Annotated in this window: 14 protein-coding genes and 1 pseudogene; 6 read left to right on the top strand and 9 right to left on the bottom strand. The window is 72.4% G+C overall.

Features of this window, described 5'->3' with window-relative positions:
• Positions 1 to 55: 55 nt before the first annotated feature.
• On the top strand, positions 56 to 2,257 hold the full coding sequence (locus ADY01_RS08600) for an alpha-galactosidase (RefSeq protein WP_049568371.1): 2,202 nt from the start codon (positions 56 to 58) through the stop codon (positions 2,255 to 2,257).
• 277 nt (positions 2,258 to 2,534) lie between these two features.
• Here the strand turns inward: ADY01_RS08600 and ADY01_RS08595 are convergent, their stop codons facing one another.
• Genes ADY01_RS08595 through ADY01_RS08575 form a run of 5 tightly spaced genes read right to left on the bottom strand, consistent with a single transcriptional unit; the run spans position 2,535 to position 10,195 of the window.
• On the bottom strand, positions 2,535 to 4,673 hold the full coding sequence (locus ADY01_RS08595; protein ID WP_049568369.1) for a glycoside hydrolase family 36 protein: 2,139 nt from the start codon (positions 4,671 to 4,673) through the stop codon (positions 2,535 to 2,537).
• Positions 4,673 to 5,599, bottom strand: a complete 927-nt coding sequence (locus ADY01_RS08590; protein WP_049568366.1) for an ATP-binding cassette domain-containing protein — start codon at positions 5,597 to 5,599, stop codon at positions 4,673 to 4,675. Before ADY01_RS08590 ends, ADY01_RS08595 begins: the two co-directional genes overlap by 1 nt.
• Positions 5,596 to 7,488 carry a dipeptide/oligopeptide/nickel ABC transporter permease/ATP-binding protein gene (locus tag ADY01_RS08585; protein ID WP_049568363.1) on the bottom strand — a complete coding sequence of 631 codons (1,893 nt, stop codon included), beginning with the start codon at positions 7,486 to 7,488 and terminating at the stop codon, positions 5,596 to 5,598. Before ADY01_RS08585 ends, ADY01_RS08590 begins: the two co-directional genes overlap by 4 nt.
• Positions 7,489 to 7,507: 19 nt before the next feature.
• Complete coding sequence (locus ADY01_RS08580; protein ID WP_049568360.1) at positions 7,508 to 8,497, bottom strand: ABC transporter permease; 990 nt, start codon at positions 8,495 to 8,497, stop codon at positions 7,508 to 7,510.
• A 9-nt stretch (positions 8,498 to 8,506) separates the two neighbouring features.
• Positions 8,507 to 10,195 (bottom strand): ABC transporter substrate-binding protein, encoded by a 1,689-nt coding sequence (locus ADY01_RS08575; RefSeq protein ID WP_078900108.1) that lies wholly within the window; start codon positions 10,193 to 10,195, stop codon positions 8,507 to 8,509.
• A 311-nt stretch (positions 10,196 to 10,506) separates the two neighbouring features.
• Between ADY01_RS08575 and ADY01_RS08570 the strand changes: the two genes are divergently transcribed.
• The 3 genes from ADY01_RS08570 (at position 10,507) to ADY01_RS08560 (ending at position 14,359) form a co-directional block, all read left to right on the top strand.
• Positions 10,507 to 11,781, top strand: coding sequence for an ROK family transcriptional regulator (locus ADY01_RS08570; RefSeq protein ID WP_049568357.1), 1,275 nt, complete (start codon positions 10,507 to 10,509; stop codon positions 11,779 to 11,781).
• A 189-nt stretch (positions 11,782 to 11,970) separates the two neighbouring features.
• Positions 11,971 to 13,176 (top strand): cytochrome P450, encoded by a 1,206-nt coding sequence (locus ADY01_RS08565; RefSeq protein WP_049568355.1) that lies wholly within the window; start codon positions 11,971 to 11,973, stop codon positions 13,174 to 13,176.
• 76 nt (positions 13,177 to 13,252) lie between these two features.
• The gene (locus ADY01_RS08560) at positions 13,253 to 14,359 is read left to right on the top strand and encodes a type III polyketide synthase (RefSeq protein ID WP_049568352.1); all 1,107 of its coding nucleotides are present in this window, start codon (positions 13,253 to 13,255) and stop codon (positions 14,357 to 14,359) included.
• Between the two features lie 11 nt (positions 14,360 to 14,370).
• Here ADY01_RS08560 and ADY01_RS08555 read toward each other — a convergent pair whose 3' ends face one another.
• A complete protein-coding gene (locus tag ADY01_RS08555) occupies positions 14,371 to 14,880 on the bottom strand; it encodes an NUDIX domain-containing protein (RefSeq protein WP_049568350.1) in 510 nt (169 codons plus the stop codon).
• Between the two features lie 24 nt (positions 14,881 to 14,904).
• A complete protein-coding gene (locus tag ADY01_RS08550; protein ID WP_049568347.1) occupies positions 14,905 to 16,023 on the bottom strand; it encodes an NAD(P)-binding domain-containing protein in 1,119 nt (372 codons plus the stop codon).
• Between the two features lie 73 nt (positions 16,024 to 16,096).
• Between ADY01_RS08550 and ADY01_RS08545 the strand changes: the two genes are divergently transcribed.
• Complete coding sequence (locus ADY01_RS08545) at positions 16,097 to 16,525, top strand: HIT family protein (RefSeq protein WP_049568344.1); 429 nt, start codon at positions 16,097 to 16,099, stop codon at positions 16,523 to 16,525.
• Here the strand turns inward: ADY01_RS08545 and ADY01_RS08540 are convergent.
• The gene (locus ADY01_RS08540) at positions 16,500 to 17,576 is read right to left on the bottom strand and encodes an ATP-dependent DNA ligase (protein WP_049568341.1); all 1,077 of its coding nucleotides are present in this window, start codon (positions 17,574 to 17,576) and stop codon (positions 16,500 to 16,502) included. The two genes, ADY01_RS08545 and ADY01_RS08540, sit on opposite strands and share 26 nt — an antisense overlap.
• A gap of 77 nt (positions 17,577 to 17,653) precedes the next feature.
• Here ADY01_RS08540 and ligD point away from each other — a divergent pair, with 77 nt between their 5' ends.
• Positions 17,654 to 18,694, top strand: a complete 1,041-nt coding sequence (ligD, locus tag ADY01_RS08535) for a non-homologous end-joining DNA ligase (protein ID WP_049568339.1) — start codon at positions 17,654 to 17,656, stop codon at positions 18,692 to 18,694.
• A gap of 1 nt (position 18,695) precedes the next feature.
• Here the strand turns inward: ligD and rho are convergent.
• Positions 18,696 to 19,628: pseudogene (gene rho, locus ADY01_RS08530) on the bottom strand (transcription termination factor Rho); the annotation flags it as partial.
• Positions 19,629 to 19,778: the final 150 nt, after the last annotated feature.

The raw sequence follows: 19,778 nt of genomic DNA, 5'->3' as shown, positions 1-19,778 counted from the left end.
CAACCAAATAAAGTAAGTCAAGGTCCCCCTCGATCAGCGAAGGACGCACCCTCACGTGTCATATGCACCCCTTCCTCCCACCCCTCACGACCTGGTCCACCTGCGTGCGGACGGTGTCGGCCTGGTGCTCGACCTCTCCGGCGGGACGCTCCCCCGGGTGGTCCACTGGGGCGCCGACCTCGGCGCGCTCGGGCCCGAGGAGCTGGCCGCGCTCCGGCTGGTCCAGCGGCCCCAGCCGATCGGCTTCTCCGTGGACGGCCCGGTGGACGTCGCCGTGCTGCCCGAGCAGTCGGCCGGCTGGCTGGGCACCCCGGGCCTCGTCGGGAACCGCGGCGGCGCGGACTTCTCCACCGCCTTCCGCGTGGAGTCCGCCGACCGGGACGGCACGCGCCTGCGGGTGACGGCGCAGGACCCCACCGCGGCCCTCGGCCTCGACCTCGCGATCGAGCTGACCCCCGCGGGGCTCGTGCGCCAGCGCGCCGCCGTGACCAACCGCGGCGCCACGCCGTTCACCGTGGACGCCCTCCAGCTGGCGCTGCCCGTCCCGCCGGACGCCACCGAGCTGCTGGACTTCACGGGCCATCACCTCCGCGAACGGGCGCCGCAGCGCACGGCGTTCACCCAGGGTCTGCGCGTGCGGGAGAACCGCACCGGGCGCACCGGCTACGACACGGCCTACCTGCTGGCCGCGGGCACGGAGGGCTTCGGCAACCGCTCCGGGCGCGTCTGGGCCGTGCACACCGCCTGGTCCGGGAACCACCGCACCTTCGCCGAACGCACCTACCACTCCGTCTCGTTGCTCGGCTCGGGCGAGCTGCTGCTCTCCGGCGAGGTGGTCCTCGACCCCGGCGCCTCCTACACCTCCCCCTGGCAGTACGGCGCCTGGGGCACGGGACTTGACGAGGTGTCGGCCCGCTTCCACCGGCACCTGCGCGCCAGGCCGCACCACCCCGCGCGGCCCCGCCCGGTCGTCGTCAACACCTGGGAGGCCGTCTACTTCGACCACGACCTCGCCCGCCTCACCCGGCTCGCGGACGCCGCGGCGGCGGTGGGCGCCGAGCGGTTCGTGCTGGACGACGGCTGGTTCGGCTCGCGCCGCGACGACCGCAGGGGCCTGGGCGACTGGTACGTCTCGGACGAGGTCTGGCCGGACGGGCTCGGCCCGCTGACCGACCATGTCACGGGTCTGGGCCTGGAGTTCGGGCTCTGGGTGGAGCCCGAGATGATCAACGAGGACTCCGACCTGGCCCGCGCCCACCCCGAGTGGATCATGGCCGCCGGCGGCAGGCTGCCCGGCGCCGCCCGCGCGCAGCAGGTCCTCGACCTGGCGGCGCCCGGCGCGTTCGACCACATCCTCGCGCGCCTCGACGAGCTGCTGGCCACCTACCCGGTCTCCTATCTCAAGTGGGACCACAACCGCGACCTGGTGGAGGCCGGGCACCAGGCCGGGGGCGGGGCGGGCGTGCACGACCAGACGCGCGCGGTGTACCGGCTCATGGACGAGCTGCGCGCCCGCCACCCCGGGCTGGAGATCGAGTCCTGCTCGTCCGGCGGCGGGCGGGTCGACCTGGAGATCCTGGAGCGCACCGACCGGGTGTGGGTCTCGGACTGCATCGACGCCCTGGAACGGCAGCGGATCCAGCGCTGGACCAACGTCCTGATCCCGCTGGAGCTCATGGGCACCCACGTCGGCGCCGGGGTGGCGCACACCACCGACCGCCGGCACCCCCTCGACTTCAGGGCGGGCACCGCGCTCTTCGGCCACTTCGGCATCGAGTGGGACCTCACCCGGGCCGACCCGGAGGACCTGGCGCGGCTGGCCGGCTGGGTCGCGCTGTACAAGGAGCTGCGCGGGCTGCTGCACACGGGGACGGCCGTGCACGCCGACCACGCCGACCCCGCCTACGAGGTCTCCGGCGTGGTGGCGGCCGACGGATCCGACGCGGTCTTCGCCGTGGTGGCCCACGCCACCTCCGCGCTCTACCCGCCGGGCCCCGTGCGCCTGCCGGGACTGCTGCCCGACGCCCTCTACCACGTCCGTCCGCTGCCCCCCGGCGACGTGACCGACGGCAACGCCTTCCGGTGGGGCGTCGAGCTGCCCTGGTGGCGGCCGGAGGGGGTGCGCCTGCCGGGCCGCGCGCTGGCCGAGGCCGGACTCCAGGCGCCGGTGCTCTTCCCCGAACGGCTGGTCCTCGTCCGCGTGACCCGCGCGGACGAGGAGGCCGCCGGGCGGGACGGCGAACGGGCCGGGGGCTAGGGCCTGTCCGGCGCATCCTCGCGGGCTCCCGACGCCGGCGGATGGGGGTACCTCCCAGGCCCCGAAGGGCCTGGGGGAGCCTCGCCGCGTTACCGAATCGCCCACGTACTCCCCCAGACTCCGTCCGGGAGGTGCCCCCACGTACGAGGGGCGACCCGGTTCCCTCCTTGCCCGCCAACGGGCAGGAGGGGCCCAGCGATGCACCGCATTGGGGACACCTCCCAGCCGTCAGGCTGGGGGAGCCGCTCGCCATCCACGAAGATCCGCCGGACAGACCCTAGCGCCGGAGCCGGATGACCCGGGCGGTGGCGGCGGGCCCGGACTCCGGGCTCGCCAGCCGCAGTACGCCCTCGTCCGCGTCCCATGCCAGTGTCCAGTCGGCCGCGCCCGAGCCGGGGCCGGGGAAGACGACCTCGGGGGTGACCTCGGCGCCGCGCAGATGGGCCACCGGCACCGCCAGCCCGGCGGTGGCGCCGGGGCGGCGCCACAGGGTGAGCAGGGTGTCGCCCGTCTCCCCCGCGCCCCGCAGCCCCGTCGCCACCCAGGGTCCGCCGGGGCCCGCGAGGCCGAGCGGCCAGAACGGCACGGCCGCCGCGATCTCCTCGCGCAGCCCCTTGTGCACGGCCACCGCCTCGGCGACCAGGGCGAGCTGGGCCGGGTCCATGCGGTTGAGGTGGCCCGAGAGGTAGAGGCGCCCCAGGATGCCGGTGGCCAGGGTGAAGGCCGACTCCTCGACCGTCATCTCGGGCTGCGTGTAGGCCCAGTTCCCCGCCTGCTCCGGCAGCACGGAGGCGGGCGCCGCGGCGGCGATGGGCGGGTAGAGCAGCGGGTGCTGCTGGTCGGACGTCGACTGGATGTGCAGCCGCGAGAGCATCGCGTAGTCCATCCGCATCGCGCCCGAGGCGCAGTTCTCGATGAGCAGCCCGGGGTGGCGGGCCAGCAGCTCGTCCAGCCACTCCAGATGGGCCCGGTTGTGCGCGAGCAGCCCCTCGCCCGGGGCCGTTCCGCCCAGGTCGGTGCCGGGCCCCGGCATGATGTTGTAGTCGAACTTGAAGAAGCCGACGCCGAATTCGGCGACCAGGCCGTCGACCACCGCGTCCACGTGCGCCCGCGCCGCCGGGTGGCGCAGGTCCAGGTGGTACCGGCCGTGCTCCACCACGCGCGCCCCGTACCGCTGGAAGAACGCCTCGTCCGGCAGCCGTTCGGCCATCGGCGAGCGCACCCCGACCACCTCGGGCTCCAGCCACAGGCCGGGCACCATGCCGCGGTCGCGGATGTGCGCGACCACCTCGGACAGGCCGCCGGGGAAGCGGGTGGCGGAGGGCCGCCACTCCCCCACGCTGTCCCACCAGTGGCCGTCCTCGTCGTACCAGCCGGCGTCGATGCAGAAGTACTCCGCGCCGGCCTCGGCCGCGGCGTCGATCAACGGCAGCAGCTTCGCCGTCGTCGGGTCGCCCATCAGCGTGTTCATGTAGTCGTTGAAGATCACCGGCAGTTCGCGCGGCAGGCCCGCGCGCAGCGCGCGGCGCTGGAGCGTGAGCGCGGCGAACGCCTCGTCCACGCCGCCCGCGGCCACCGCCAGCGAGACCGGCACCGTGGTGAACCCGCGGTCCGCGGTCACCTCCGTGGACCACTGGTGCTCCGCGTCGGTGGGGCCGAGCAGCGCCAGGTAGGCGCCGGTCCGCCGCTCCCCCACCTCCCACAGCCACGCGCCGTTGTGCTCGATCTGCCAGGCCAGCGCCCAGGAGTCGTCACCGGCGACGAGGGCGCCGGTCGGCAGCCGTTCGCCGGTGGACCACGAGCTGCGCGAGGCGACGGCGAGGCGGCTGCGCGAGGGGTGGTGGTGGGCCTCGGTGTCGATGTCCACGACGGCGGTGTCACGCAGCGGCGTGCGCCGCCACCGCGACTCGGCGACCCAGTCGGACTCGGCGTGGACCACGTCGGTCTCGTCGAGGGTGCGGCCCGAGTCGGCGAGGAACGCGCCGGTCACCACGGAGGTGACGGCCTGGAGGCGGACGCGCCGGTCGCCGAGGGCCGTCACCGTCGTCCACACGCGCACGGCGGGCACGCCCTCGGTGGCGCGGAAGACGGTGGTGACCGCGAGTCCCGCGAGGGGGTCGGCCTGCTCCACGCGGAGCTCGGCCGCGCCAGCGTCCGCCGACTCGGTGTGGCGGACGTACCGGAGCCTGGCGCCGGTCGTGGTGTCGGCGTAGCGGTGGCTGCCGGGGAACCGGCCGTGCCCGAGGACCTGGATCTCGACCAGCGGCGCGGCGGCCTTCCCGTCGACGGGCTCGGGCGGGGGCGGCCCCTGGGCCGCCGGGCGCAGCGACAGCAGCGAGGCGGGGAGGTCGCCGCCCACGCCGAGGACGAGCCGCACGCCGCCGCCCGTCCAGGTCAGCAGGGACCGGGGGGCCATCAGCGCTTCACCCCGGCCGGGTTCGCGAGCGCCTTGGCGATGGGCCTGGCCTTCGTGAACGGCTCCCAGGACCCGGTGGCGTGGTCGAACGTCCTGGTGAGGTCCTCGGGCGCGATGGCGCCCGGCGATTCGGCGAGCGAACGCCCGCGCTCGTCCGGGTTGGGCGCGGCGGCGGCCAGCAGCTTGGTGTACGAGTGCCGCGGGTTGAGGATCACCTCGTCCGCCGGGCCGCGCTCCACGACGTGCCCCCGGTACATCACGAGGATGTCGTCGGAGAAGTGGCGCGCGGTGGCGAGGTCGTGGGTGATGTAGAGGACGGCGAGGTTGTCCTCGCGCTGGAGGCGGGCCAGCAGGTTGAGGACGCCCAGGCGGATGGAGACGTCGAGCATGGAGACGGGCTCGTCCGCGACGACCACCTGCGCGCCGGGCGCCAGCGCCCTGGCGATGGCCACGCGCTGGCGCTGGCCGCCGGAGAGCTCGTGCGGGCGGCGCGGCGCGATGGTGTGCGCCGGCGTGAGGTTGACGCGTTCGAGCAGCTGCTCGACCTGCTGCCTGGTCTCCGCCGCGCCCCGGGTGCGGCCGTGCAGGCGCAGCGGCCTGGCCAGGTGGTGCTCGATGGTGTGGAACGGGTTGAGCGAGGCGAACGGGTCCTGGAAGACCATCTGCACGTGGTCGCGGTACTCCCGGTGGGTCACCGGCTTCCCGTCGTCCTTGAGCGCGATGATCTCGCCGCCGGTCGGCCGCTCCAGGCGGGCGATCATCTTGGCCACGGTGGACTTGCCCGACCCCGACTCCCCCACCAGGGCCACGGTGCGGCCCGGGGTGAGGGTGAACGAGACGTGGTCGACCGCGCGCAGCGTCGAGCGGCGCAGCCCGGAGCGGATGGGGTAGTCCTTGACGAGGTCGCGGACCTCAAGAGCGGTCATCGCGAGGTCCTCTCGCCGGTGCGGATGAACGCGCCCCGCTCGCCGGTCAGGCTCGGGAACGATTCGAGCAGCTGCCGGGTGTAGGGGTGGCGCGGGCTTTCGTAGATCTGGTCGGCCGAGGCGTACTCGACGACCTCCCCGGCCCGCATCACGGCGATGCGGTCGCTGAGTTCGAGCAGCATCGGCAGGTCGTGGGTGATGAAGACGACCGCGAAGCCCAGCTCGTCGCGGAGCCGGATGATCTCGCGCAGGATGCCGCGCTGCACCACGACGTCGAGCGCCGTGGTGGGCTCGTCCATGATCATCACCTGCGGGTCGAGCAGCATCGCCATGGCGATCATGACCCGCTGGCGCATGCCGCCGGACAGCTCGTGCGGGAAGGAGTTCAGCCGCTTGGGGTCGACCCCGACCAGGTTGAGCACCTCCTCGCAGCGGGCCAGGCGCTCGGCGCGCGACATGTCGGGCTTGTGCGTGGTGAGGACGTCGTCGAGCTGCTCGTGGATGGAGATGACGGGGTTGAGCGAGTTCATCGCGCCCTGGAAGACCATCGACAGCTTGGCCCAGCGGAAGCGGCGCAGGTCCTCGTCGCCGAGGGCGAGGAGGTCGATGTCCTCGCCGTCGCGGTCGTGGAAGGTGACGCTGCCGGAGGCGACTTCGGCCGGCGGGCGGTGCAGCCGGTTGATGGCGTAGGCGAGGGTGGTCTTGCCGCAGCCCGACTCCCCGGCCAGGCCGAGGATCTCGCCGCGGCCCAGGGTGATGGAGACGTCCTTGACGGCGTGCACCGGGTGCGCGGTGCGGTAGATGACGTTGAGGTTCCTGACCGTGAGGACCGCGTCCTCGCGCTTCTCGACGCGCACCACGTTCGGGGCCTCGGGCGCCTCGGCGGCGGCGCCCTCCACGGGCACCGGCGGCGCGGCGGGCGGGGTGTCGCTCGTGTCGCCCGACGGCTGCTTCTGCACGCGGAGCTTCGGGTTGATGATCTCGTCGATGCTGAAGTTGATCAGTGCGAGACCGCAGCCGAAGAGGGCGATCACCAGGCCCGGGGGAACGAACCACCACCAGGCCTCGTACTGGAGCGCGAAGCCGTTCTGGGCGAAGAACAGCATGGTCCCCAACGTCTGGGAGCCGGAGGCGCCGAGCCCGAGGAACGACAGGCCGGCCTCGGCGAGGATCGCCGCGATGACCGCGAAGACGAACTGCGAGGCCAGCAGCGGCAGCAGGTTCGGCAGGATCTCCACCGAGACGATGCGCCAGCGCTTCTCGCCCGCGACGCGGGCCGCGGCCACGTAGTCACGGTTGCGCAGGGAGAGCGTCTGGGCGCGCAGCACCCGGGCCGAGGCCGCCCAGCCGGTGATGGAGAGCACCAGCGCGATGGTCCACCAGCCGCGGTCCTCGGCCGGGACGAAACCGGCGATCACGATGACCAGCGGCAGGCCGGGGATGACCAGCATGACGTTGGAGAAGAGCGAGAAGCCCTCGTCCACGGCGCCGCCCGCGTAGCCGCCGAGGATGCCGAAGAGCGCGGACAGCACGGTGGCGAGGATGCCGACCAGCAGGCCGATCTGGAGCGACCCGCGGGTGGAGTGGGCGAGTTGGGCGAGGACGTCCTGCCCGGTCTGGGTGGTGCCGAGCCAGTACTCGCCGCTGGGCTCGGTCATGCCGATGTTGTCGATGGCGTTCGGGTCGCCGACCAGCATGGGGCCGAGGATCCCGAAGAGTCCAAGTCCGAGGACCAGGAGGAGTCCGACGCCGAGCTTCGGCGACCAGCTCGGGAGCAGCGCGCGCATCGCGCTGGTGCGCTCGGGCGGCGCGGCTCCCGGTCCTTCGCCGTCCTTGGTGAGCGGAGCGCTCTCGTCGGCGCTGCCGGTGAGCGGGCTGATATTGGTCACGGTGCCTGCTCCTTCCTGGTCAGTTCTCGACTCGGGTGCGAGGGTCGATGAGGCCGTAGAGCAGGTCGACGACCAGGTTGGCGCCGAGCACGGCCATCGTGATCACCAGGAAGATCCCCTGCATCAGGGCGTAGTCGCTGTTCTCCACGGCCTGGAGCAGCTTGGAGCCGATGCCCGGGTAGGAGAAGACCTGTTCGGTGACGATCGATCCGGAGACCACGAAGCCCAGGGAGATCGCGAAGCCGGCCACGGAGGGCAGGACGGCGTTCCTGGCGGCGTACCGGGTCATGATGCGCCGGTTGCGCAGCCCCTTGGCCTGGGCGGTGAGGATGTAGTCCTCGGACATCGTCGAGACCATCATGTTCCGCATGCCGAGCAGCCAGCCGCCGACGGAGGAGACCACGATGGTCAGCGCCGGCAGGAAGCCGTGGTAGATGGCGGAGTTGATGAACTCGTAGTTCCATCCCGTCGACAGCGCCACGTCGTACCCGCCGTTGAGCGGGAACCAGTCGAGCGTCGAGGAGAAGACGAGCACGAAGATCAGCGCGAGCCAGAAGTACGGCACGGCCGAGAGCACGGTGGTGGCCGGAATCAGGGAGTCGAGCCAGGTGCCCCGCTTCCAGCCCACCACCATGCCGAGGACGACGCCCACCACGAACGACAGCAGGGTGGCGATTCCCACCAGCACGACCGTCCAGTACAGGGACTGCGAGATGACGTCGGTGACGTTCGCCGGGAAGGCACTGACGGATATGCCCAGCTCGCCGCGGAGCATGTTGCCCAGGTACTCGACGTACTGCTCCCAGAGCGGGTCACCGGTGTCCGTGCCGAGCAACAACTCGTAGGACCTGCGGACTTCCGGGCCGACCGAGCCGCCACGCGCCTGAAGCTTGGTCAGGAGCGTGTCGACCGGGTTCCCCGGCATCATTCGCGGTATGAAGAAGTTCAGGGTCAGGGCCGCCCAGAGGGCGACGACGTAGAACCCGAGCTTCCGGGCGTAGTACCTCATGGGATTAGGTCACTCACCGGCCGGTTCGAGGTTCATGTAGATCTGCGAGTGGTCGGGACGCTGCCAGACGGCCGGGTAGGCGTACAGGTTCACGTCCGTGGGCCAGCCGGTGAACTTCTCCGCGTTGAACTCGCTGGTGGTGCCGCCGAGCATGATCGGGATGTAGGGCATGTCCCGCTCCAGCGCCGTCTGGATGGTGTTGTAGAACGGCTGCCGGGCCTCGGTGTCGGCCGGGTCGATCTGGGCCAGCTCGGCGATGGCCTCGTCCACCTCGGGGTTCTCGTACCGCGCGAAGTTCGGGTTGGCGATCTCGCCGACCGGGGCGGTGTTGGCGCTGTTGAAGAAGTTGTTGTACACGAAGTACGGGTCGGGCAGCGGGCCCGGGTACAGCGAGTCGATCATCAGCTGGTAGTCGCCGCGACCGCGGGAGTCCGACATCTCGTTGAACGAGACCTGGTTGACGGTCAGTTCGATGCCGGCGGCCGTCAGCTGCTCGGCCAGGGTGTTGACCGCGGTGATGTAGTCGGTCCAGCCGGAGACCACGGTGACGCTGAGGGCGAGCTTCTGGCCGTCCTTCTCGTAGATGCCGTCGCCGCCCTGGGTGTAGCCGGCGTTCTCCAGCACCTCCTGGGCGCTGTCCACGTCCGCGTTCATCAGGACCGACTGGTTCTCCAGCTCCGCGGAGAGCATGCCCGCGTCACGCTCGGGCAGGGCGAAGCCGGGGGACATCTCGCTGGCGGTGTTCTGGAAGGCGAGCTGGTTGAGCTGCTCGCGGTCCATGGCGTGGTAGATGGCCTGGCGCACCGCGGGGTCCGTCTGCGGGCCCTCGCAGCCGAGGTCGGCGTTGGAGCAGGTGTTCAGCACCATCTGGAAGGCGTGAACGGTGATGGCCTTGTAACCGGGGTAGTTCTCCTCGATGTTGGCCATGTCCGGCACCGGGCCGGTCTGCCAGTCGATCTCACCGGCGGCCAGGGCGTCCGCACCGGCCTGGTTGCCGGAGAGCGCCACGTACCTGACGTTCTTCAGCGTCGGCTCGCCGTCCCAGTAGGTGGTGTTGGCGGTGAGGGTGAACGCCTGGGGCTTCCAGTCCGAGAGGGTGAACGGGCCCGTGCCGATCGGCTCGGCGATGGTGTCGGTCGCCGGGTCGTCCAGCTGGCCCCAGATGTGCTCCGGGACGATCCAGGTCTTGCCCAGCAGGTCGGCCGACTTCATGTAGGCCGGCTCGTCGAAGGTGACGCGCACGTGGCTGGGGTCCACGACCTCCGGCTGGCCCTCGAAGCCCTGGGTGTTGAGGGCCTCGTGTTCGCGGAGCATGTTCAGCGTGAAGACCACGTCGTCGGCGGTGAAGTCCTCGCCGTCCGACCACTGGACGCCCTCGCGGAGCGCGATGGTCAGCTCGGTGCCGTCCTCGTTCCACGTGTACTCGGTGCCCAGGCGCGGCTTGGGGTCGTCCTGGCGCGCGATGTTGAAGAAGAACAGGGGCTCGAAGATCGAGCCGCCCCCCTCGTTCACCGCCGGGAGGTACGGGTTGAAGTTCCGCTGGTAGTCCGTGGCCTGGCCGGTGTAGACGACGAGGGTGTCGCTGTCGGTGCTCGACCCGCCCCCGCTCGAACCGCCGCAGCCGGCGGCCAGCAGCCCGATGACCACCGCTCCTATCGCCGCTTTTCTTACGCGCCGCCACCTTGCGTGCAAGGACATGTCCGTTCCTCTCATGGCCTGCCCCACCATTGGGGCATGGGCGGAGTCACCCAGGGGTATGTGATTGTTAAGCCGCCGAATTAACAAAGTCAACCCTCTAATGACACGAACAGACAACGACGTGCATGATTCATGGCCGACACGATCCGTCATCGCGTCACCACCTTCCGTCGCTCGGGCCGGTTCGCCGTCGCCATCGGGGACGACCCTGGCGGTATCCTTCGTCAAACGAATAAACTAAGCATTGCGCAGCGTTACCATCACCCTGCGCGGTGAAGTCGCGGACTCCCGTGAACGATGCGGAGGACTCAGTGAGCGGACCAGCGGGCGCCACCCCCCACGCCAGCAGCAGGGCGGCCGTCCTCGACGTGATCCGCGCGGCCGGAACCATCAGCCGCGTCGGCCTCGTCAAGGCCACGGGGTTCACCGGCGCGACGATCTCCACCGTTGTCCGGCGGCTCATCGACGACGGCCTCGTGCTGGAGACGGGGCGGGCGGAGTCCACCGGCGGAAAGCGCCGGGTGCTGCTCCAGCTCAACCAGTCCTCCCGGTTCGCGGTCGGCGTGCATCTGGACCACGCGGGAATCACCTACGTCCTCACCAATCTGGGCGGATCGGTGGTCGCCCGGATGTCCCGCGCGGGTGTCGGCACCGACGATCCCCCTGCCGTCGTGGCCAGAATCGCCACGGAGGTCGACGCGTTGATCGACGGAGCCGGTATCGACCGCGCCAGGATACTGGGCCTCGGTCTGGTCGCTCCGGGGCCCTTGAACCAGACCGGCGGGATGCCCCTCTACCCGCCCGCGATGCGGCATTGGAAACATTTTCCCCTCGACAGGGAGCTGGCCTCGGCCACCGGGCTGCCCGTCGTGCTGGACAACGACGCCACCGCCGCCGCCCTCGGCGAGCACTGGTCGGGCGACGTCGGCGGCACCGCGACATTCGCCGCCGTATACATGGGCACCGGCATCGGCGCGGGCCTGATGATCAACGGGGTCACCTACCGCGGCGCCGGCGGGAACGCCGGGGAGATCGGCCACATCTGCCTCGACGTGGCGGGGCCCGACTGCTGGTGCGGGGCCCGTGGTTGCACCGAGCAGCTGGCCGGTCCTGGCGCGGTCGTGGCCGCCGCCCTCGCCGCCCCCGGCCTCGCCCGCGCGGCCGGTCTCGCCAGCACCGGCGAACGCCCGCGCCGCGTCGCCGACTTCGCGGCGGTCACCCGCGCCGCGCTGCGCGGCGACACCCGGGCCAGGGCCCTGCTCGAACGTTCCGCGCGCCATCTGGCGGTGGCCGCGCGGACGCTGGCCAATGTGATGGACCTGGAGCAGCTCGTGCTCACCGGGCCCAGCCTGGCCATCGCCGGCTCGATCTACCTCCCCGTGGTCCAGGAGGAGCTGGATCGCGCGTTCTTCTCCCGCGCCACCCACTCGGTCACCGTCCGGCTCTCCCGCTCCGCCGCGACCGCGCCCGCCATCGGCGCCGCCGCGCTGGTCCTCCAGTCCGAACTGGTCCCGCTGCGGGAGGGCCTGCGCCTCCCGGGGAACCTGGCGGACGCGGAGCCGACAGGTCAGGCCGCCGCTCACTGACCGTCCGCGTCGAGCCCTGGTCAGGGGCGCGACACAGAGCGATCAAGAACGCCTCGCGGCTCCTCGAACGGGTTAATTTTCCCGGCCGGGCACATGATCGCCTCGGCCGGGGGGGACACACCGGTCGTCCAGGCGAATGGTCCGTTGTGCCGTTGCGCAACGGCGGCCGAAGAGAATTGGAGCGCCGGAGTGGATCCCTCCGACACCGTGTTCACCTGCCCGTTCGACTTCGCGGACGGCCTTGAGTTCGATCCGTTGCTCAGGCAACTGATGACCGAGGCGCCCATCGCGAGGATCACGATGGCCTACGGGCAGGGCGAGGCATGGCTGGTGACCCGGTACGAGGACGTCAGAACCGTGACGACCGACCGGAGATTCAGCCGTGCCGCCGTCACGGGGCGTGACTTCCCGCGGATGACCCCCGCCCCCATCGTGCAGGACGAATCGATCAACCTGCTGGATCCGCCGCAGAGTTCACGGCTGCGCCGGCTGGTCGCCCAGGCGTTCACCGCGCCTCGCGTGGAGGCCATGAGGCCCGCGACCCAGCGGATCGTCGACGAGCTGCTGGACGGGATGGCCGAGCAGGGCCCGCCCGCCGACCTGGTGAAGCACCTGTCCGCGCGGCTGCCGCTGACCACCATCTGCGAGGTCCTGGACATCCCCGAGGAGGAGCGCCCCGAGCTGCGCCGCCGCGCCATGTCGATGATGAACGTCGGGGCGACCACGCGGGAGGCGGCGGTCCAGGCCAAGGCGGAGCTGCGTTCCTACTTCGCGGACCTGACCCGGCGGCGCAGGGCCGAGCCGGGCGAGGACCTGATCAGCGTGCTGGCCACGGCACGCGACGGCGACGAGGTGCTGGGCACCGACGAGCTGACCGTGATGGCCATGGTGCTCATGATGACCGGGCACGACACCAGCACCTACGAGCTCAGCAACATCACCTACACCCTGCTGACCCACCCCGAGCAGCGGGAGAAGCTGCGGGCCAGGCCCGAGCTGCTGCCCCAGGCCCTGGAGGAGCTGCTGCGCTTCATCCCGTTCCGCAAGGGCGTCGGCATCCCGCGGATCGCCACCGAGGACGTCGAGCTGGGCGGCGTGACCATCCGGGCGAACGACACGGTGCACGTGTCCTACCTCGCCGCCAACCGCGACCCCCGGCGCTTCGAGCGCCCGGACGAGCTCGACCTCGACCGGCCGGCCTCGCCGCACATGACCTTCGGGTGGGGCTCGCACCACTGCGTCGGCTCCCCGCTGGCGCTGATGGAGCTCGAACTCGCCATCGGGACGCTGCTGACGCGGTTCCCGGGGCTCGAACTGGCGGTCCCGGCCACGGATGTGCGCTGGAACGACGAGTCGATCTGGCGCTATCCCTATGAGCTCCCGGTCACCTGGTGACCGGGTCTTTTCACTGATACAGCCATTGTTACCGCGGCGTCACGCCTGTGACCGCGCGCGGCAAGGGGAGGGGATCATGGCAACTCTGTGCAGACCGTCCATCGCGGTTCCTGAGTATGTGCTCACCATGGAGCACACGTTGGAGCTGGCGCGCACGATGCACGCCGACCATCCGCAGCTGGGCCTCGCGCTCCGGCTCATCGAGAATACGGGCGTGCTGACCCGGCACATCGTCCAGCCCATCGAGGAGACGCTGCGCCACCCGGGCTTCGAGCCACGGAACCTGGTCTACGAGGCCGAGGCGAAGCGGCGCGTTCCCCCCGTGGTCTACGGCGCCCTGGACAACGCCGGGCTGGGCGTCGACGACATCGACCTCATCGTCTACGTCTCGTGCACGGGCTTCATGATGCCGTCGATGACGGCCTGGCTCATCAACACGCTCGGCTTCAGGAACGACACCAGGCAGCTCCCGATCGCCCAGCTCGGCTGCGCGGCCGGCGGTGCCGCGATCAACCGGGCACACGATTTCTGCCTGGCCTACCCGCAGGCGAACGTGCTGATCGTGGCCTGCGAGTTCTGCTCGCTGTGCTACCAGCCGCTGGACCTCGGCGTGGGCTCGCTGCTGTCCAACGGCCTGTTCGGGGACGCCGTGGCCGCCGCGGTGGTGCGCGGCACGGGCGGCACCGGGGTGCGCCTGGAGCGGAACGGGTCGCACCTGGTGCCCGACACCGAGGACTGGATCAGCTACGCGGTCAAGGCGACGGGCTTCCACTTCCTGCTGGACAAGCGGGTGCCCACCACGATGAAGATGCTGGCGCCCGCGCTGCGGACGCTGGCGACGGAGCACGACTGGGAGATCGCGGACCTCGACTTCCACATCGTCCACGCGGGCGGGCCCAGGATCCTGGACGACCTCTGCCACTTCCTCGACATCGAGCCGGAGATGTTCCGCTTCAGCAGGGCGACCCTGACCGAGCGGGGGAACATCGCGAGCTGTGTGGTCTTCGACGCGCTGGACCGGATCTTCGCGGACGGCGGGGTCGAGGAGTCGGCCCGGGGGGTGATCGCGGGCTTCGGCCCCGGGATCACCGCCGAGATCGCGCTCGGCCGGTGGACGGCGCCCGCCCTGGGCACGGTGGGCGGCCAGGGCCGCCTGGCCGAGCAGCGGGCGGGCGTGGGCTGAGAGGACCGCCCTCAGGCCCCGGCGAAGTACGCCGCCACGACGTCGGTGTGCGTGGGGAAGGCGAGTCGCACCGGTCCGTCGAGGATCAGCCACTCGGTGGCCTCGTCGGTGGCGGCCGGCACGGGGAGGCCGGCGGCGGGCACCGGGGGGAGCAGAGCGAAGACGTTCAGCGTCCTGTCCCCGTTCCGCACGTCGAAGAGCGTCGCCTCGGCCGCGTCCGCGGTGAGCCCCGTCTCCTCGCGCAGCTCGCGGACGGCGGCCTGCTGCCAGGTCTCGCCCAGCTCCATGTAGCCGCCCGGGAGGGCGAGTTCGCCGCGGCAGGGCTCGATATCCCGGCGCACCACCACCAGGCCCCGGCGTCCCTCGCGCTCCACCGGGAGCAGCGCGACGGCCACGGGGAACGGGTTGGCCCAGTGGGTTTCCCCGCAGGAGGGGCAGTCCCTGGGCCACACGTCACCCACGGCGTAGCCGGTGCCGCAGAAGGGGCAGTGCGTGATCGTCCGGCCGTACGTGTAGACCATCCGTGCATCCTAAGTGCGTTGTCGTCATGTCGATGCCGCGACCGCCGGGGTCACGGCGGCGGGCGGGCGGGTCCCGTTCCGGGTCCCGGCGAGGACCTCGTTCACGGCCGCGCGGCCCGCCCGGTTGGCGCCGACGGTGCTGGCCGAGGGCCCGTAGCCGACCAGGTGGACGCGGGGGTCGCGCACGGCGCGCGTGCCGTCGAGCCGTATCCCGCCGCCGGGCTCGCGCAGCCGCAGCGGCGCCAGGTGGTCGATGGCCGCGCGGAACCCCGTCGCCCACAGCACCGTGTCCAGGGCGACGGCGCGGCCGTCGGCCCAGGCCGCGCCCTCCGCGGTCAGCCGGTCGATCATGGGAAGCCGGTCGAGCACGCCGTCGGCGCGGGCCCGGCGGATCGCGTCGGTCATGGGGAGCCCGGTCACCGAGACGACGCTCTGCGGCGGCAGGCCCCTGCTGACCCGGTCCTCGACCAGGGCGACGGCGGCGCGGCCCTGGTCCTCGCCGAAGGTGAGGTCCCTGAAGAGGGGCGGGCGGCGGGTCACCCAGGTCGTCGCGGCGGCGGTCCCCGCGATCTCCAGCAGGTGCGAGACGGCGGAGGTCCCGCCGCCGACGACCAGGACGCGCTCCCCCGCGAACGCCTCGGGGCCCGGGTAGCCCGCGGTGTGCAGCTGCCTGCCGGTGAACGCGCCCTGGCCCGGCACATGCGGCCAGAAGGGCCGGCCCCAGGTGCCGGTGGCGTTGATCAGCGCCCGGGTGGTCCACTCCCCCGCCGAGGTGGCCACGCGCAGCCGCCCGTCCCCGGCCTCCCGCACCGCGGTGACGTCCACGGGCCGGTGGACGCGCAGGCCGAAGGTGGTCTCGTAGTCGGCGAAGTAGGCGCCGACGACCTCGGCCGAGGGCCGGTCGGGGTCGGCGCCGGTGAGCTCCTTGCCCGGCAGCGCGTGCATGCCGTGGACGCGGCCGTAGGTGAGCGTGGGCCAGCGGAACTGCCAGGCGCCGCCGGGCCGGGGCGCGTGGTCGAGAACCACGAAGTCCTCGCCGGGGACCAGTCCCCGGCGGCGCAGGTGGTAGGCGGCGGACAGGCCCGCCTGCCCGGCCCCGACGACCACCACCTCGACCTCGGCCGCGGATCCGCGTGCGTTCATACAGGTGTCAACCATCGGGTGGCGTCCGCGCTTCCCGGGCGCTTCCCGGGCTCCCGGGTGTTCACTGGAGCGCGTGGCGTGCGTCTTCTGTTCGATCATCAGCGGCGAGTCGGCCGCGCACCGGGTCTTCGAGGACGAGGCGGTGGTGGCGTTCCTCGACACCAGGCCGCTGTTCCCCGGGCATGTGCTGGCGGTGCCCCGGGACCACGTCGAGACGCTGACCGACCTGCCGGAGCCCGAGGTCGGGCCGTTCTTCGTGCGGGTGCGGCTGCTGACGGCCGCGGTGGAGCGCGGGATGGGCGCGGACGGCTCGTTCGTCGCGGCGAACAACCGGATCAGCCAGTCGGTGCCGCACTTCCACATGCACATCGTGCCCCGGCGCAGGAAGGACGGCCTGCGCGGCTTCTTCTGGCCCAGGACGCGGTACGCGGACGAGGCGGAGGCGGCCCGGGTGGCGGCCCGGGTGCGGGAAGCGGTCACTCCCCGTGGCGCCGGGGGCTGAGCACGTCGGAGAGGTCGAAGCGGACCGGCTCCTCCAGCTGCGCGTATGTGCAGCTCTCCGGCTCGCGGTCGGGACGCCAGCGGCGGAAGCGGGCGGTGTGCCGGAAGCGGGAGCCCTGCATGTGGTCGTAGGCGACCTCCACGACGCGTTCAGGCCGCAGGGGCACCCAGGAGAGGTCCTTCCCGCCCGACCAGCGGCTGGGCGCCCCCGGCATGCGGCTCTCCTCGTGGGCCTCCTCGCGCGCCCAGTCCGCCCAGGGGTGGCCCTCGACGGAGTCCATGCGCAGCGGCGCCAGCTCCTCCATCAGCTCCTCCCGGCGGCGCATGGTGAACGAGGCGGAGACCCCGACGTGCTGGAGGCGCCGCTCGTCGTCGTACAGGCCGAGCAGCAGGGAGCCGACCACGGGCCCCGACCTGTGGTGGCGCAGCCCGGCGACCACGCAGTCGGCGGTGCGCTCGTGCTTGACCTTGACCATGGCCCGCTCGTCGGGCCGGTAGGCGAGGTCGAGGGGCTTGGCCACGACGCCGTCGAGCCCGGCGCCCTCGTACCGCTCGTACCACTGCCGGGCGACCTCGGGGTCCCGGGTGGCGGGGGTGACGAAGACCGGCTCGCGGGTGTCGCGCAGGGCGGTGGTCAGCGCGGCCCTGCGCTCGTGCAGCGGCGCGTCGAGCAGCGCGTCGTCGCCGAGCGCCAGCAGGTCGAACGCCACGAAGGTGGCGGGGGTGCGCTCGGCGAGGGTCCTGACCCGGGAGGCGGCGGGGTGGATGCGTTCCAGCAGGGCGTCGAAGTCGAGCCGGTCGCCCCGGACGATGATGATCTCGCCGTCCACGACGCAGCGGCGTGGCAGGTGGGCCCGCAGGCCCTCGGCCAGCTCGGGGAAGTAGCGGGTGAGGGACTTGGTGGTGCGGCTGCCGATCTCGATCTCGTCGCCGTCGCGGAAGACGATGGCGCGGAACCCGTCCCACTTGGCCTCGTAGTGCATCCCGTCGGGAATCCGGGAGACGGGCTTGGCCAGCATCGGCTTGACGGGCGGCATCACCGGTAGGTCCATGCCGGGATTCTCCGTGCGGCGGTGGGCCGCCGCCCGCCGACGGGCGCGTTCGGGTGCCAGGACCTACCGTGAGGCACATGGCACAGGCCCTGGAGCTGACCGTCGGGGAGCGGACGGTCCGGCTGTCGAACCCCGACCGGGTGTACTTCCCCGAGCGCGGCTTCACCAAGCTGGACCTGGCCCGGTACTACATCGCCGTCGGGGAGGGCATCACGCGCGCCCTGTTCGACCGGCCCACCACGCTGGAGCGCTACCCCGAGGGCGTGACGGGAGAGTCGTTCTTCCAGAAGCGCGCGCCCCGGCACCTGCCGGAGTGGATCCCGACCGGCCGCATCTCCTTCCCCAGCGGGCGGCACGCGGACGAGATCTGCCCGAACGAGACGGCCGCCGTGGTGTGGGCGGCGAACCTGGGCTGCCTGACGTTCCACCCCTGGCCGGTGCGGCGCGGCGACACCGAGCACCCCGACGAGCTGCGGATCGACCTCGACCCGCAGCCCGGCACCGGGTACGGCGACGCGGTGCGCGCGGCGGGCGAGTTGCGCCCGCTGCTGGAGGAGCTCGGCCTGACCGGCTGGCCGAAGACCTCGGGCGGGCGAGGCATCCACGTGTTCGTCCCGATCGAGCCGGAGTGGACGTTCCCGCAGGTGCGCAGGGCGGCCATCGCGATCGCGCGGGAGCTGGAGCGGCGGGCGCCGGAGCGGATCACCACCTCGTGGTGGAAGGAGGAGCGCGGCGAGAAGATCTTCGTGGACTACAACCAGACGGCCCGCGACCGGACCATCGCCAGCGCCTACTCCGTCCGCCCGCGACCGGGGGCGCCGGTGTCGGCGCCGCTGCGGTGGGAGGAGGTGGAGGAGGCCAGGCCGGAGGACTTCGACCTGGCGACGATGCCGGTGCGGTTCGCCGAGGTCGGCGACGTGCACGCGGACATGGCCGAGCGCCCCTGCCGCCTCGACGCCGCGCTGGAACTCGCCGCCAGGGACGAACGGGAGCACGGTCTGGGAGACCTGCCCTATCCGCCGGACCACCCGAAGGCGGAGGGCGAGCCGACCCGCGTCCAGCCGAGCCGGGCCAGGAAGCCCGGCACGCCGGGCTCGCCGGGCGGAGCGGGCCGGTAGCTCAGACGGGGACGGTCGTCAGGCTGACCCGGGCGAGGAACTCGGCGTTGTTCCGGGTCTCCTTGAGCCGGTCGAGCAGGATCTCGACGGCCTGGCGCGGGTCCCGGTCGCCCAGCGCGCGGCGCAGGCCGTGGATGGCGGCCAGCTCGGCCGGCGGGGTCAGGATCTCCTCGCGACGGGTGCCCGAGGGGTCGAGGTCGATCGCGGGGAAGATCCGGCGGCCCGCCAGGACGCGGTCGAGGCGCAGCTCCATGTTGCCCGTGCCCTTGAGCTCCTCGAAGTAGAAGTCGTCGGCGCGGGACCCGGTGTCGACGAGGGCGGTGGCCAGGATGGTCAGCGAGCCGCCGTTCTCGATGCTGCGGGCCGCGCCGAACAGGCGCTTGGGCGGGTGCAGCGCCCCGGCGTCGATGCCGCCGGTGAGGACCCGGCCGGTGGAGCGGGCGCCGTTGTTGTAGGCGCGGCACAGCCGGGTGAGGGAGTCGAGGAGGATCACCACGTCCCGGCCCATCTCCACGAGGCGCTTGGCGCGTTCGACGGCGAGGGTGGCGACGGCGGTGTGGTCGCGGGCCGGGCGGTCGAAGTGCGAGGCGATGACCTCGGCGGGCACCGAGCGCCGCATGTCGGTGACCTCCTCCGGCCGTTCGTCCAGGAGCACCAGCATCAGGTGGCACTCGGGGTGGTTCGTGGCGATGGCGGCGGCGATGTTCTGGAGGATCGTGGTCTTGCCGGTCTTGGGCGGCGCCACGATCAGGCCGCGCTGTCCCTTGCCGATGGGCGTGAGCAGGTCCATCAGGCGGGTGACCAGCTCGCCGCGGCCGGTTTCCAGACGCAGGCGCGAGGTGGGGTGCACGGGGGTGAGGTCGGCGAAGTCGGGGCGTCCGTCGAGCTGTTGGGGCGGGAGGCCGTTGATCTCGTCGAGCCGGGCGAGCGGCCGCGCGGCGCCTCGGCGGGGGGCGCCCGCCGAGGGGGGGGGGGGGGCGGGGGGGGGGGGGGCGGGGGGGGGGGGGCGGGGGGGGGGGGGGGGGGGGGGGGCGGGGGGGGGGGGGGGGGGCGGGGGGGGGGCGGGGGCGGGGGGGGGGGGGGT

This window comes from Streptomyces sp. SBT349 (genome assembly GCF_001083795.1).
Lineage (GTDB): Bacteria > Actinomycetota > Actinomycetes > Streptomycetales > Streptomycetaceae > Streptomyces.
Note: the sequence above shows the minus strand (reverse complement) of the source record. Positions and strands in the feature narration are given on the sequence as shown.

Coding starts and splice junctions, on each gene's coding strand:
- ADY01_RS08595 (WP_049568369.1), bottom strand. CDS start 4,673: ATGGCCCCCCGGTCCCTGCTGACCTGGACGGGCGGCGGCGTGCGGCTC.
- ADY01_RS08580 (WP_049568360.1), bottom strand. CDS start 8,497: ATGAGGTACTACGCCCGGAAGCTCGGGTTCTACGTCGTCGCCCTCTGG.
- ADY01_RS08590 (WP_049568366.1), bottom strand. CDS start 5,599: ATGACCGCTCTTGAGGTCCGCGACCTCGTCAAGGACTACCCCATCCGC.
- ADY01_RS08555 (WP_049568350.1), bottom strand. CDS start 14,880: ATGGTCTACACGTACGGCCGGACGATCACGCACTGCCCCTTCTGCGGC.
- ADY01_RS08575 (WP_078900108.1), bottom strand. CDS start 10,195: ATGTCCTTGCACGCAAGGTGGCGGCGCGTAAGAAAAGCGGCGATAGGA.
- ADY01_RS08540 (WP_049568341.1), bottom strand. CDS start 17,576: ATGGACCTACCGGTGATGCCGCCCGTCAAGCCGATGCTGGCCAAGCCC.
- ADY01_RS08550 (WP_049568347.1), bottom strand. CDS start 16,023: ATGAACGCACGCGGATCCGCGGCCGAGGTCGAGGTGGTGGTCGTCGGG.
- ADY01_RS08560 (WP_049568352.1), top strand. CDS start 13,253: ATGGCAACTCTGTGCAGACCGTCCATCGCGGTTCCTGAGTATGTGCTC.
- ligD (WP_049568339.1), top strand. CDS start 17,654: ATGGCACAGGCCCTGGAGCTGACCGTCGGGGAGCGGACGGTCCGGCTG.